Here is a 13,693-nt window from a genome sequence, read left to right on the forward strand (position 1 = left end):
CCCTCCCGATTAAGATCGGGATGCTCTACCGAGCTGAGTCGATCAGGGACTCAATAAACTTTTTGCTTTTCATCTTTTTGATCTGGAGCTCTCTCCGTTTGGCTGTAATCAGTTCGTCAAAATCCTCCCGGTAAACCAGCTTCCACGGGATTCCTGTGGAGGTGAATTTGGAATGGCCGATGTTATGTTCATACAATCTGCGGTCAAGATCAGTGCATGCGCCCACATAATACTTGGCAAGTTTTTCGGAATATAGAATATACATTGTAGCCATTAGAGTAAGGATTGGCTAAAAATAAGAAAAGCAGCCCATTTGGACTGCTCTCTTGTGATCCCGCTGGGGCTCGAACCCAGGACCCATACATTAAAAGTGTATTGCTCTACCAGCTGAGCTACGGAATCGGTGCTAAATGATAAAATAAAAAGCGGAACGTGATTCCGCTTTTGAGTGGTGATCCTGTCAGGACTCGAACCTGAAACCTACTGCTTAGAAGGCAGTTGCTCTATCCAGTTGAGCTACAGGACCTGGATAATTTTGTGATTTCTTAAAGATATCACAACGGTAAATAAAGTCGGGGTGGCAGGATTCGAACCTACGACCTCCACATCCCAAATGTGGCGCGATACCGGGCTACGCTACACCCCGAAACTTTCTTTTTAACTCCTTGTAAGTTAAACTTAGTGTTTGTGCCAAAAGTAATATGGCATTTCTCAGTGATCCCGCTGGGGCTCGAACCCAGGACCCATACATTAAAAGTGTATTGCTCTACCAGCTGAGCTACGGAATCATTATTTTTAATTTCTCAGAGTAAAGAGCTTTTTCTTTCTCATTATCACAAACTCGAACCCAGAATCCTCTCGATAAAACCGGGATGCTCTGCCAGCTGAGCTATTGAATCAGATTGCTCTGAATATTTTCAGGAAATTTAACCACCAACAAGTGATTTAAAACCTTTCAAATTGACTCCCTAGCCTTGCTTTTTGCCAGATCATTGCCGTAATTGGACTGCAAAAATAAGGGGACAAATTCTAAATGCCAAACGTGAAATCAATCTTTCTTACAAAACTTTTGATATTTTTATCGATATCTTTTCAAAGTATTCATTGTCAAGCAGATGTAATCGATCTAAAAAAAGCAGATTCTTTGTTCAATAACAGAAGCTACAAAGAGGCCATGCTTATTTACGATTCAAACTATGAATCGGGGATATATTCCCCTGCAATGCTCCTGAAAATGGCCTTTATAGCTGAGGGAACAGGAGACAGTGAGCGGGCTACACTTTATCTCAGTAAATATTACGATTTAGCTCCCAATCCTCAGGTAATTACTAAAATGAAAAGTCTTACAGGACAAAGTTCTCTGGAAGGTTTTGAGATTAGTGACAGGCAGAGGTTTATGATTTTTCTTACAGAATATCAGGAGTATATTGTGGGGTTCTTGGCGTTTTTTCTTGTGGTTTCTATTGTTATAAGTTGGTTTACCGGAAGCAAGATGAATAAAACACAAACTTTTTGGCCGACTATTTTGCTGATTATTTTGATCTTTCTTGCCAATAATTTTCTGAGTGGTCCCAGAACTGGGTTGATTACACGAAGTCCTACTTTTATTGTTACTGAGCCTTCGGCAGGCGGGGAGCTTGTAGATAGAGTAGAACCCGGACACCGTGTTCGGATCAAATCGTCAAAGGATATTTGGTACGAAGTCGAGTGGAAGGATAAAAGCGCTTATATTAAAAAGGAGTCTGTCACCAGACTTTGACCACCCAGCTTATGCATCTGGTTTGATTTAGCCTGGACTGATTTTATCATGGAGGACAGTGAATGCATTAAATCCTTGCTGCTTAGAGGCTGAGTCGCAGCACCGCTTTAGTGAGGTTAAAAACAATGTTTTAGTGGATAATATTGAAGCGATATCTGCTCTTCAAAACTTTTACCCTGTGGCTTAAAATTCCCATTGTATAGTTAAGGCTTAGTGGGGCTTGCTGAAAGAGTCTCAGTTATGCGAGACCTGCCTAAAGGCCGGTAAGGCAGGGTTAAAAGCAGCCGAGTGAAGATATATCCTTATGCCTCGAATGAGGCCAGCGCAGAAGGTGGTATAGCTGAGAATAGCTTGAACATCTCGGTTTTGAGATTTTCTAATGGATGGATTAACGCCTTTTGCCTTCAGTAAGCTTGGGTCTGTTGAAAACAGTTTTGATCTTTTACTGGCGTTTCCAGCATCCCTATAAGGTAGGAAAACAAAAAAGCCCCGCAATTCTGAGGGGCTTTTTATAGTTCTTTTAGAACTTTGTTACAGTTCTTTAATCATCACATTCTTGAAGTAAACTACATCACCGTGATCCTGGAGGGCTATTTTACCTTTTTTAAATGTCCCGAAATTCGGCATATCCTTAAATTTGCTGTCAGCGATAAGGGCTTCCCATTCTGGCGTCCAAAGTGTAGTACTGACTATAGTAGTCCCGTTAAGGATAAATTCAAGTTGACCATTTTTGCTAATGATCTCCGCTGAGTTCCACTCTCCGTATGGTTTTACAGTCTCTTCACTACTGACGATGAGGTCATACAAGTCTCCAGCTCTGTGGCTGATAATTTTAGCGTCAGGATGTCCATCATTGTCCAATACCTGCATTTCTAGGCCTGTATTATAGGTGTTCTTATATTCTGGAGCTTCGTGAACATAGAATATCAATCCACTATTGCCGTTTTGGGATATTTTCCAATCGTATTTTAAATGGAAATTGGCAAATTCTTCATTTGTGACAATGTCCCCTCCGTCTCCGGCTTGCCATTTATCTTTGTTTCCGGCATCTAGATAGACTTCACCATTTTCTATTTTCCAGGCATTGCCTATTTCTCCTCCGCCGTATTTGTGCCAGTTCGAGAAATCATTGTTGGCAAATAGATCCACCCATTCTTCGGCGGGAGCTTCAGCTACCGTTATTTCCTCCGTCTCTGTTTCGTTTGCCTTTTCGCCGGAACAGGAAGTAAGAATGCCTATCAGTGCCGCTACTAGGATATACTGCTTATTCATCTTATTTTTTCAATAAAAGGATATAGCTTACCATGTCTTTGGCGTCTTCCAAGCTAAGGTTTGGATGCGGAGACATCGGGATTTCACCCCATACGCCCACACCGCCCTCTATTACTTTTTTGGCGAGCATTTCGATGTTCTCGTCTGTGGTTTCATACTTGGCAGCTACATCCGCATAGGATGGCCCTACGATCTTCCTCTCCACCATATGGCAAGAAGTGCAATCTGAGGATTTTACTTTGGCCAATCCTTTGATGTAAATTGGATCGTCTTGGTATTTTTCTTCCAAGCTCATTTCTTTCTCCGGCGCTGCTGGTGTGGCTACCGTTTCTGATTTATTGTCTTCAGAAGTTTTTTCTCCACCGCCACAGGCGAAAGTGAATCCTGCCAGAGCTACTATGGCAAGATTTAAAGGTTTTGTGATTTTCATTAAGTTGGATATTAAAATTGATTGAGTGTTTAGATCCCTAGTATTCTTTTGTTGAATTCCTCGTCGGCACCTCTTCCGGCGAAGTCGTCAAAAGCTTTTTCAGTGACATTTATAATGTGTGAAGCAATAAATGGAGCGCCTTCCGCGGCACCTTGCTCAGGATGTTTGATGGCACATTCCCATTCTAAAACGGCCCAACCATCATAATCGTACTGCGAAAGTTTGCTAAAAATTCCACTAAAATCAACTTGTCCATCTCCTAAGGATCTGAATCGCCCTGCGCGTTCTACCCAGCCCTGATATCCTCCATATACTCCCTGCTTACCGGATGGGTTGAATTCAGCGTCTTTTACGTGGAACATTTTGATTCTTTCATGGTAGAAATCAATGAATTGCAGGTAGTCTAGGCATTGCAACACGAAGTGGCTTGGGTCATAGAGTATGTTTGCCCGCTTGTGATGATTTACCTTATCTAGAAACATTTCAAATGTAACTCCATCATGTAGATCTTCTCCAGGGTGAAGCTCGTAACATACATCTACACCATAATTGTCAAATTCATCTAAAATCGGGCCCCATCTTTTGGCCAGTTCTGTGAAACCAGTCTCTACCAAGCCTGCAGGACGTTGTGGCCAAGGATATACTGTATGCCACATGAGGGCACCAGAAAAGGTGGCATGAGCGGTGAGTCCCATATTGTTGGAAGCTTTTGCCGCATATTTCAACTGCTGTATTGCCCAGTCTGTTTTCCCTTTGAGATTTCCTTTAAGATGGTCAGGGGCAAATCCGTCAAACAACTCATTATATGCTGGATGTACGGCAACCAACTGTCCCTGAAGATGGGTAGAGAGTTCGGTGACCTCAAGTCCGGCTTCTTTTACAATACCCTTGATTTCATCAGCATAGGTTTTGCTTTCTGCCGCTTTCTGCAAATCAATCATCCGAGGATCCCAAGAGGGGATTTGCACGCCTGCATAGCCGAGATCGGCCATATAATGGCAGATGTTTTTAAGGTTGTTGAAAGGTTTAGCGTCGTCAATAAACTGGGCGAGAAAAATCGCAGGCCCTTTGATTGTCTTCATTTTAGTTAGGTTTAAAGATTAGGTTTAAGAATTATTTTTCTACTATAAATGGAGTCCACTTGATTTCTGACTCATTACTTTTCAATACATGGTCTATAAATGCCATTCCCCGGATACCATCTTCTATTCCAGGATAGTCCTCCCATTCAGGTTTCGGGATTTCTCCCTTCCGATCTGCATAGATACAGCGGGCAAAGTTTCTATACAAATTGGCAAATGCTTCCACGTACCCTTCAGGATGCCCTGCAGGAGTTCTGGTGTTCTCATTTGCCAGTGAACCTAAATAGCCTGTTCCTGCCCGATAAATCTGATCCGGTGCATCTGGCCATCTGGCGATCAGACTATTATTTAACTCTTGTTCCCATTCCAGACCGCCTTTTTCACCATAGACCCGGATCCGGAGATTGTTTTCTGCACCGGTATCAGTCTGGGAGGCGGTCAATACACCTGATGCTCCGTTTTCAAATCTCAATAGCACCACCCCGTCGTCGTCGATCAACCTCCCATCTACTTTGATATACAAATCCGCACAGAGAGCTTTCACTTTTTCACCCGACATATATTCTGCCAAGTGGAATGCATGGGTACCGATATCACCCATACATCCTGCCAAACCGTTTCTTTTAGGATCTGTACGCCATTCAGCTTGCTTATTGTTCTCAGATTCCAACAGTTTCCATAGCCAGCCCTGAGGATATTCCACATAGACTTTCCTCACTTTGCCGAGTTGGCCTTCGGCGATCATCTGCTTTGCCTGCTTGACCATAGGGTAGCCGGAATAGGTGTGCGTTAATAAAAACCGTCTGTCTGAAGCTTTAACTCTATGGTATAGTTCTTTTGCTTCCTGATAATTTAGCGTAAGTGGCTTGTCCAGTATTACATGGAAACCGTGTTTTAGTGCTTTAACTGTCGGATCGAAATGTACATTGTTGGGTGTGACAATCACTACTACATCAATCCTTTCGTTTTCAGGAAGCTCCAGCTCCTTGGCGAACATCTCATCATAATTGGAATAGATTCTCGCAGGATCCAGCATAAGCTCTTTGCCACGCGATTTTGATTTTTCAGGATCAGAACTGAATGCGCCAGCTACTAACTCAAACATTCCATCCATCAATGCTCCATTTAAATGGATGGCTCCAATGAAAGATCCGGGACCTCCACCAATGAGTCCGATTTTTAGTTTTTGTGAAGATGACATGAGGGAAAAGACTTTATTTTCAGGATTAATTACTTGAAATAATTGATTCCGAACCGAAAAAACTCCGTTCTTCGAATGGAATGATACAATAATTGCTCAAAAGCCCCATTTGGGTATTAATGGCTTAGCCCATATAGAGGTGCCCTATTTCTAGGGGGCATTTGAGCTGCCTAAAATAGTCCAAAATAGCTAAATTCTAAACTTTAGATGGTACTTTAAGACCTGTGTAATCCTCAAAAGATTTCAAATCTATGAATATCACTACCAAGCCCCGTCTTTCCTTTATGATGTTTTGGAATTTTGTAAGCGGTCAGATCTAAACGGATTTCCATGCTGGATCAAAGTACAGGTCATCAGCGTAGGGTCTTATTACCTTGGCCGCATACTGTGTGGGAATGCTTATAGGTTTCTGGGTAGCCGGATTAATCCCCAACTATTTTGTGATTGAAGAAGGATTTCACAATTGGGAACCAATTTGGTTGCTTCCCGTTGGTTTTTCTGTTGTGGTTTTGCTACTTTTCATGGCTCTTTTTAAGAGAGAACAAATAAATTCACAATAAAAAAACCCTCATGACCAAACCTATTGACACAGGGAGAAGAGAATCTTTAAAAAAAGTTTTGCTTGGAGGAGCCGCATTTGGCGCCCTGTCTTCATTTGAAATGAAAGAAGAAAAACCTTATGAATTGAAAGGAAATGTTAATCATGGCGTATGTCACTGGTGTTTCCGTGATTATAATTTGGAAGACTTCTGTGTAGAGGCAAAGAAAATCGGTATCAAAGGAATAGACCTGATAGGGCCAAATAACTGGCATATTTTGAAAAAACATGGCTTGGATTCATCCATGTGCAACGGAGCTGAGATTAGTCTTACGGAAGGATTTGGAGAGGTGAAATATCATGGGCAACTGATCAAAAACTATACGGAAATGATTCCTAAAGTAGCTGAAGCAGGTTACAAAAACCTGATTTGTTTCTCTGGAAATAGAAGAAGTATGGACGATGAGACAGGTTTGAAAAACTGCGTCCAAGGTTTAGAAAAGCTTATCCCTTTGGCTGAAAAGCATGGGGTCATCCTCCAGATGGAGCTGTTGAATAGCCGCGTAAACCATAAAGATTACTTATGCAGTAAGTCTGCATTTGGCGTTGAGCTTTGTAAGCGATTGGGAAGTGAAAACTTCAAATTGCTATATGATATCTATCACATGCAGATTGACGAAGGGGATCTGATCAGAAGCATACAGGAAAACCATCAATATTTCGGGCATTATCATACTGCAGGGAACCCGGGAAGAAATGAATTGGATGATACTCAGGAGATTTATTATCCTGCGGTGATGAAGGCAATTGTGGCCTCGGGCTTCAAAGGGTACGTGTCCCATGAATTTATCCCTAAATCAGAAGATAAAATGGCCTCACTGGCCCAGGGTGTTCAGATCTGTGACGTCTAAGAAGAAACAATAAAACAAAACCCATATTTATGGCAAACGAATCATACGACGCAATTGTAGTTGGGTCAGGAATAAGTGGCGGATGGGCTGCCAAAGAATTGACAGAAAAGGGGTTGAAGGTACTCCTTTTAGAAAGAGGTCCGAATGTAGAGCACATCAAAGACTATAAAACGGCAACACTTCCGCCATGGGAAGTACCACATCGTGGTAGAAGGACTCAGGAACAGCTTGAGAACCATCCAAATTTGAGAAGAGACTATGTACTAAATGAACTTAATCTGGACTGGTGGGCGCATGAAGATGAATCCCCTTATGTGGAAGAAAAACCTTTTACATGGTTTAGGGGATACCAGGTTGGTGGCCGCTCTCTACTTTGGGGAAGGCAATCCTATAGGTGGTCTGATCTGGACTTTGAAGCAAATGCCAAAGAGGGTGTGGCTGTGGATTGGCCGATCCGTTACAAGGATATTGCTCCCTGGTATTCATATGTAGAGAAATTCGCCGGGGTGTCAGGCTCTAAAGATGGCTTGGATGTCCTTCCTGATGGGGAGTTTATGCCACCTATGCCAATGAACTGTGTGGAGACTGACGCAGCGGCAAAAATAAAGGAGCATTATAAAGGAGCTAGGACATGGACTATCGGACGTCCAGCGAATATCACCGAACCCTTACCGGGCAGACCTGGGTGCCAGTATCGAAGCAAATGCTCCTTGGGTTGCCCTTTTGGTGGGTACTTCAGTACCCAAGCATCCACCTTGCCGGCTGCCGAAGCCACAGGCAATCTTACCCTGAGACCTTGGTCTATTGTGAGAAGGTTGATTTATGACAAGGATAGCAAAAAAGCCACTGGTGTAGAGATCGTTGACGGACAAACAAATGAGACTATAGAATTTGATGCGAAAATTGTATTTCTCTGCGCTTCGGCTTTTAATTCTACAGCCATTCTGATGCGTACGGCTACTGATGTATGGCCTGGTGGATTGGGAAGTAGCTCAGGCGAACTTGGACATAACGTCATGGACCATCACTTCCGCTTGGGTGCAAGTGGTACTATGGAAGGATATGAGGATAAGTATTATTTTGGCAGAAGACCTACGGGGTTGTATATCCCGAGATTTCAGAATGTACATGGCGATAAGAGGGACTACCTTCGGGGGTTTGGCTATCAGGGAGGTGCCAGCCGTAGCGGCTGGACCCGTGATGTGGCTGAATTGAATTTTGGTGCACCTATGAAAGAGGCGCTTACCCAGCCGGGGCCATGGTCAATGGGCATTACCGCTTTTGGAGAGATTCTTCCATATCATGAAAATACAATCAAACTCAGCGATTCTGTTAAAGATAAGTGGGGCATGGAAGCACTGGTGATGGATGCCGAGATCAAGGACAACGAAATCAAGATGCGAAAGGATATGATGGCCGATGCGGCGGAGATGTTAGAAGTGGCCGGTTTTAAAAATATCAATGAATACGATGCTGGATATACCTTTGGACAAGGTATTCATGAAATGGGAACAGCTAGAATGGGAAGAGATCCGAAGACCTCTGTCCTGAATGGGAACAACCAAGTATGGGAAGCCAAGAACGTATTTGTCACTGATGGGGCTTGTATGACTTCAGCTGCGGCTGTCAACCCTTCCCTTACCTATATGGCTTTGACTGCCCGGGCAGCAGCCTTTGCGGTAGATGAATTGAAAAAGCAAAACCTCTAATCGTAAAAGCAAACACTATGACTATGAATAGAAGAGACGCTTTGAAAAGCGTCATGGTAATGATGGGGGGGACGATGATAGGCGCTTCGGCGATTATGACCGGATGTACTCCCGAGAACCAGATAGAAGGATTGGATTTTGATCCTGATGATGTAGCTTTCTTGGATGAATTAGGAGATACTATTATCCCCGAGACCGATACTCCGGGCGCTAAGGCTGTAGGGATCGGCTCATTTATGGTGATGATGGTCAAAGATACCTATGACGGAGATAGCCAGAAGGCATTCGTGGATGGCTTGAATAAGTTGAGAAAAGATTTCAAATCAACCAATGGAAAAGACTTTGTAGGGGCACCTGCGGAAGAGCGTTTGGCTTACTTGAATTCCATGTATGAGGAGTATAAAGCCAGTGGGGGAGAAAGAAGTCCACAAGTGATCAATATGCTCCGTGACCTGACTGTATTGGGCTACTTCACTTCTGAAATTGGTTCTACCCAAGCACTAAATTTTGTGGAGACACCTGGAAGATTTGACCCGTGTATTCCATATAATGAAGGAGATAAAGCTTTCGCACTATAAGTTAAACCTAACCTGATTTAAGACCTACTTAGGGGTAGGCTATTCTTTTATGAACAAACAACGAAGAAAATTTCTACAGATAAGCAGCTTGCTAGGTGTAGGTGTGGCATTGTTGCCTTATGAGCTTGTGGCCGGATCCATGGACAAGGCTAAGCTTTCTAAATTCGGACTCCAACTCTACTCCGTAAAAGAGGAGATGGCAAAGGATGCAGCCGCGACTATGCGTAAGTTGGCCGCTTTTGGGTACAAACAATTTGAAGGATTTGATGGAGGAAAGGGCATACTCTGGGGAATGAACCCTGCCGAATGCAAAAAATTAATGGGTGAGATTGGGGTGGATTTTATATCATCTCATGCCAATGTGTTCAAGGATCTTGATGCCCAGGCAGAGCAAGCTGCAGAAGTGGGAATGAAATACTTAATCTGCCCGTATATAGGAGCGCAAAAATCAGTGGATGAATGGAAAAAAGTAGCAGATAGATTCAATGATGCTGGCAAGACACTCAAGTCCCACGGGCTAAAGTTCGCCTACCATAACCACGATTATACCTTTAAAATGCTTGATGGCCAGCTTCCTCAAGATATTTTGATGGCAAATACAGATCCGGAATTGGTTGATTTCGAATTGGATATGTACTGGGCATTTGTGGCCGGATATGATCCATTAGAGTATATTTCCAGATTTCCCGGCAGATATAAGCTGTGTCATATAAAAGATGCCGAAGCTGAAGGTGGAGGAAATGCACATGACCGTGGCGTATTATTGGGTACAGGTGAAATGCCCTATGCGGATATCATCAAGAAGTCCAAGAAATATGGTATGGAATATTTCGTGGTTGAACAGGAGAGGTTTGTAGGTACCAATCCCTTAGAGGCAGCTGAGAAAAACGCAGCTTATCTGACTAAATTAAAGGTTTGATTTACTTTTTTTATCTCTGAAAAGTATAAAATACAATGCGAGGGCAAGGATAATCAGCAGAGCCACTTCAAATTGAGACCAAATCTGGGAGCGATTGATAATGATGTTGGCTTTGTTGATTAGCTTTTCGCCTTCTTCCATCTGTATTTTACTCAGGTTGTCCAGATCTTGTTGGGCTTTGCTTATTTTTTGGTCGTATAACATTACCTGGTCACTGTTGACCCCGGAGGAGTCAGAATAGAGGAGGCTATAGTTTTTGATCTGTAAATCATTTTCAATGATACTTTTAAAGTCAGTTAGGAACACCGCTTCCTGATTGGTTAGGTTGGTTTTTTCAAAATCATTTACAATTGTGGAGATGTTTCGTTCATGTTCAGCGATTTCATCAATAACCCGCGAGTAATCATAATTGATATTGCAGTGATCCACAAGCTTCTGGATTTTGAACAGATTTTCTGAGATTCTAAAGATGTAACCTTCTACTACAAGCCGGTCATTATAAACTTCCGCAAAAGTGCCACTGATTTCCTTGAACGCCTGACGTTCTGTGATATTTTTGCTATAAAACAAGAGCATCAAAAGGCCAATGACCACAAGTGCTGTTGTTTTCTTTCGCCGAGAAGAAGTACTTTTCATTAGTGTGTTGGTTGTTTTTTAATGGTCATTTGGTTGCTCGTGGTGGGGCAGGTACTCTGAGGAGATTAAAATATCAGGTGCCCTCTGTGCCTTAAAGATGATTTTAATTGTACTGATTTCATAGTAAACTATTATGGATGTATATTTTATTGAGTTTAGTAATAAGTTTCTGGCTGCCCAAGCAATATTGGCTTAAAGATAAATGTACCTTTTCAACTTAGAAGATATTAAAGAGGATTTTCAGGCTATTTTCAAGGTTTTTTATCATAGACTCTCACATAATCTATCTCCATCCGCTGTGGCCATATATCAGTAGCTACTCCTTGCTGCCCACCCCAGTTGCAGCCTACTGCAATATTTAGGATTAGGTGAAAGGGTTGGTCAAATGGCCACTCTTTATAATCGCCCCCGGAATTATGGAAGGTATAGTAAATATCTCCATCTAGTAAGAAGTCGATCTTTTCTTCAGTCCAGTCTATAGCATAGCTATGAAAAGCTCTACTAAAATCCGGGACTTGGACAAAGCCCCCCCGTTGAGTAGCTATGGTATGGTTGAATGCCTCGGTATGTACTGTCCCATGAATTTTGCCTGGATCGAATCACACATGTTCCATTATATCTATTTCACCATTCTTTGGCCATCCGCCGTAGTTGTTTTCTTCTGGAAGCATCCAGATAGCTGGCCAGCTTCCCCTGCCTTGAGGTAACTTTGCTTTTACTTCTATATAGCCGTATCGCCAAGCTGCCTGCCCTCTGGTCAGCAGTCGTGCAGAGGTATATCCTTTAGCTTGGGTAGAGTCAGCATGGGCTTCAATTACCAAGTTCCCATTTTCAACACGGGCATTTTTAAGGTCATATTGTGTATAATATTCCAGTTCGCCATTTCCCCAGCCATGGTCTCCCATATCGTAAACCCATTTTGTAGGATCGGGAGGGCCTTCCACAGAAAACTCTTCTGACCACAGCAAACGGGCTTCTTGGGCAAAACCGCAGATATTTAGCACCATCAATATAACAAGGTGGAAACAGAGAGCTTTCATCTTTTGTAGGTATGGAATATACTTTGCGATACTCTAGATAGTAAAAGTTTAACTTAAACCACAAGTATAATGTCAACTAACCTAAAATTAAAAGGAAACTGGAATATCTTAAAAGGTAAACTCAAAGAAAAGTACGGACAACTGACCGATGATGATTTGACTTATGTTGAAGGAAAAGAGGATCAATTACTGGGTCAGATTCAAAAGAAGACTGGAGAAACCGAAGATTTTCTGAGAAAAGAGCTTTTTGAAGCTGAATAAACGAAAACGGCGAAAGCCGTTTTTTTTTGTCAAGGGAGTTGGGCTATAATTATTTGATGAATTGATTTTCATCCGGGAGATATTATCAGGCTGATAGGAAGGATCATTTTTTTGGGATAGACCTAAGGTATCTTCATAGAATGTTTAAATTTAACCAAAGAAATAAACCCAAAAACAAATGGCATACTATCATAGACTTGGTTCCTTACCGCCTAAAAGGCATACGCAGTTCCGACAGCCGGACGGAAGTCTCTATAAAGAAGAGGTGGTGAGTTCCAAAGGATTTTCAGGAATATACTCCACATTATATCACATCCATAATCCAAACGAGGTAAAAGCTATAGGTGAACCAGTGCGATATTCCTGGAAACCTGCCAATGGGCATGGTTTACGACAAACCCACTTAAAAACCTCGGAAATAGAATTTACAGGGGAGGATTATCTTTCTGCCAGAAGAAATCTGCTGATAAACTCCGATGTGATGATGGGGATATGTTCCCCGAGGCAGCGAAAAATGGATTGTTATTTCAAGAATGCCGACGGAGATGAGTTGATATATATCCATGATGGAGAGGGGGTGATGTATTCCCAGTTTGGAAGGCTGGAGGTGCATAAAGGAGATTACATAGTGATCCCGCGGACGACTATATACAGATTTGAATTTGAGGAAAGCGGTCCTCTTAGACTTCTTGTTATAGAATCTTCTGGTGCCATAGAAACCGTCAGGCGCTATCGAAATGAAGTAGGACAACTATTGGAGCATTCTCCATATTGTGAGCGGGATATCCGTCCTCCCCTCGAATTACATCTAGAAAAAGAAAAAGGAGATTACCTTGTAAAGATCAAAAAGCAGGGCATGCTATATCATTATTCCTACGGGCATAGCCCGCTGGATATCGTAGGTTGGGATGGGTATTTGTATCCCTATGCGCTCTCTATTTATGATTTTGAACCGATAACCGGAAGAATTCACCAGCCACCCCCAGTCCATCAGACTTTTCAGGCAGGAGGATTTGTGGTCTGCTCTTTTGTGCCAAGATTGTTTGATTACCATCCCTTATCTATTCCCGCACCTTACAATCATTCCAATATTGATTCAGATGAAGTGTTGTATTATGCAGAAGGTGAATTTATGAGCCGTAAAGGCATAGATAGGGGATCATTTACCATCCATATGGGTGGATTGCCTCATGGACCCCACCCCGGGACTGTGGAAAAATCCATAGGTGCCAAGGCAACGGATGAATATGCTGTCATGCTGGATACCTTCAAATCGCTGCAGATTACGACGGATGCGTTAGAGTTTGTCGATGAAAATTATCCTATGAGCTGGACGGAGTAGGATAGACGATTTACG

General features: G+C 42.5%; 14 protein-coding genes, 4 tRNA genes and 1 pseudogene. 8 read left to right on the top strand and 11 right to left on the bottom strand.

Translation table 11 applies throughout. From position 1 onward, the window contains the following. Window positions 1-25: 25 nt before the first annotated feature. The 5 genes from LZF95_RS13830 to LZF95_RS13850 form a co-directional block, all read right to left on the bottom strand. On the bottom strand, window positions 26-274 hold the full coding sequence (locus LZF95_RS13830) for a GIY-YIG nuclease family protein (protein ID WP_233755681.1): 249 nt from the start codon (window positions 272-274) through the stop codon (window positions 26-28). A 55-nt stretch (window positions 275-329) separates the two neighbouring features. After that, a tRNA-Lys gene (locus tag LZF95_RS13835) sits at window positions 330-402 on the bottom strand. Window positions 403-449: 47 nt separating this feature from the next. Further along, window positions 450-526, bottom strand: a tRNA-Arg gene (locus LZF95_RS13840). A 46-nt stretch (window positions 527-572) separates the two neighbouring features. Next, window positions 573-646, bottom strand: a tRNA-Pro gene (locus tag LZF95_RS13845). 69 nt (window positions 647-715) lie between these two features. After that, window positions 716-788, bottom strand: a tRNA-Lys gene (locus tag LZF95_RS13850). A 356-nt stretch (window positions 789-1,144) separates the two neighbouring features. Here LZF95_RS13850 and LZF95_RS13855 point away from each other — a divergent pair. Further along, window positions 1,145-1,759, top strand: a complete 615-nt coding sequence (locus LZF95_RS13855; RefSeq protein WP_233755683.1) for an SH3 domain-containing protein — start codon at window positions 1,145-1,147, stop codon at window positions 1,757-1,759. A gap of 531 nt (window positions 1,760-2,290) precedes the next feature. On the opposite strand, the gene LZF95_RS13860 is transcribed toward LZF95_RS13855, so the two are convergent. The 4 genes from LZF95_RS13860 to LZF95_RS13875 are packed head-to-tail and all read right to left on the bottom strand — an operon-like array spanning window position 2,291 to window position 5,744. Continuing rightward, the gene (locus LZF95_RS13860; protein ID WP_233755684.1) at window positions 2,291-3,031 is read right to left on the bottom strand and encodes a DUF1080 domain-containing protein; all 741 of its coding nucleotides are present in this window, start codon (window positions 3,029-3,031) and stop codon (window positions 2,291-2,293) included. A 1-nt stretch (window position 3,032) separates the two neighbouring features. Then, window positions 3,033-3,461 (bottom strand): c-type cytochrome, encoded by a 429-nt coding sequence (locus tag LZF95_RS13865; protein ID WP_233755685.1) that lies wholly within the window; start codon window positions 3,459-3,461, stop codon window positions 3,033-3,035. Between the two features lie 29 nt (window positions 3,462-3,490). After that, complete coding sequence (locus LZF95_RS13870) at window positions 3,491-4,543, bottom strand: sugar phosphate isomerase/epimerase (protein ID WP_233755687.1); 1,053 nt, start codon at window positions 4,541-4,543, stop codon at window positions 3,491-3,493. 31 nt (window positions 4,544-4,574) lie between these two features. After that, window positions 4,575-5,744, bottom strand: coding sequence for a Gfo/Idh/MocA family protein (locus LZF95_RS13875; RefSeq protein WP_233755688.1), 1,170 nt, complete (start codon window positions 5,742-5,744; stop codon window positions 4,575-4,577). A gap of 374 nt (window positions 5,745-6,118) precedes the next feature. On the opposite strand from LZF95_RS13875, the gene LZF95_RS27780 reads away from it, so the two are divergent. From LZF95_RS27780 to LZF95_RS13895, 5 genes are read left to right on the top strand one after another with little or no spacing between them, the layout of a single operon-like run. Further along, window positions 6,119-6,304 (top strand): hypothetical protein, encoded by a 186-nt coding sequence (locus tag LZF95_RS27780; protein ID WP_368670781.1) that lies wholly within the window; start codon window positions 6,119-6,121, stop codon window positions 6,302-6,304. Window positions 6,305-6,314: 10 nt separating this feature from the next. Next, complete coding sequence (locus LZF95_RS13880; RefSeq protein WP_233755689.1) at window positions 6,315-7,193, top strand: hydroxypyruvate isomerase family protein; 879 nt, start codon at window positions 6,315-6,317, stop codon at window positions 7,191-7,193. Window positions 7,194-7,222: 29 nt separating this feature from the next. After that, a complete protein-coding gene (locus LZF95_RS13885; RefSeq protein ID WP_233755690.1) occupies window positions 7,223-8,902 on the top strand; it encodes a GMC oxidoreductase in 1,680 nt (559 codons plus the stop codon). A gap of 17 nt (window positions 8,903-8,919) precedes the next feature. Beyond that, entirely contained in the window at window positions 8,920-9,480 is a 561-nt protein-coding gene (locus tag LZF95_RS13890; protein WP_233755691.1) for a gluconate 2-dehydrogenase subunit 3 family protein, read from the top strand. Between the two features lie 49 nt (window positions 9,481-9,529). Continuing rightward, entirely contained in the window at window positions 9,530-10,399 is an 870-nt protein-coding gene (locus LZF95_RS13895; RefSeq protein WP_233755692.1) for a sugar phosphate isomerase/epimerase, read from the top strand. On the opposite strand, the gene LZF95_RS13900 is transcribed toward LZF95_RS13895, so the two are convergent. Together LZF95_RS13900 and LZF95_RS13905 are read right to left on the bottom strand one after the other, a co-directional pair. Further along, window positions 10,388-11,035, bottom strand: coding sequence for an MCP four helix bundle domain-containing protein (locus LZF95_RS13900; RefSeq protein WP_233755693.1), 648 nt, complete (start codon window positions 11,033-11,035; stop codon window positions 10,388-10,390). The two genes, LZF95_RS13895 and LZF95_RS13900, sit on opposite strands and share 12 nt — an antisense overlap. Before the next feature lie 251 nt (window positions 11,036-11,286). Further along, a pseudogene (locus LZF95_RS13905) lies at window positions 11,287-12,075 on the bottom strand (family 16 glycosylhydrolase). 69 nt (window positions 12,076-12,144) lie between these two features. Between LZF95_RS13905 and LZF95_RS13910 the strand changes: the two are divergent. Both LZF95_RS13910 and LZF95_RS13915 read left to right on the top strand, forming a co-directional pair. Further along, a complete protein-coding gene (locus LZF95_RS13910; RefSeq protein WP_233755694.1) occupies window positions 12,145-12,336 on the top strand; it encodes a CsbD family protein in 192 nt (63 codons plus the stop codon). 178 nt (window positions 12,337-12,514) lie between these two features. Further along, entirely contained in the window at window positions 12,515-13,678 is a 1,164-nt protein-coding gene (locus tag LZF95_RS13915) for a homogentisate 1,2-dioxygenase (protein WP_233755696.1), read from the top strand. The last annotated feature ends 15 nt before the right edge of the window (window positions 13,679-13,693 follow it).

Origin of the sequence: Algoriphagus sp. AGSA1 (assembly GCF_021390545.1) — a bacterium.
GTDB lineage: Bacteria > Bacteroidota > Bacteroidia > Cytophagales > Cyclobacteriaceae > Algoriphagus.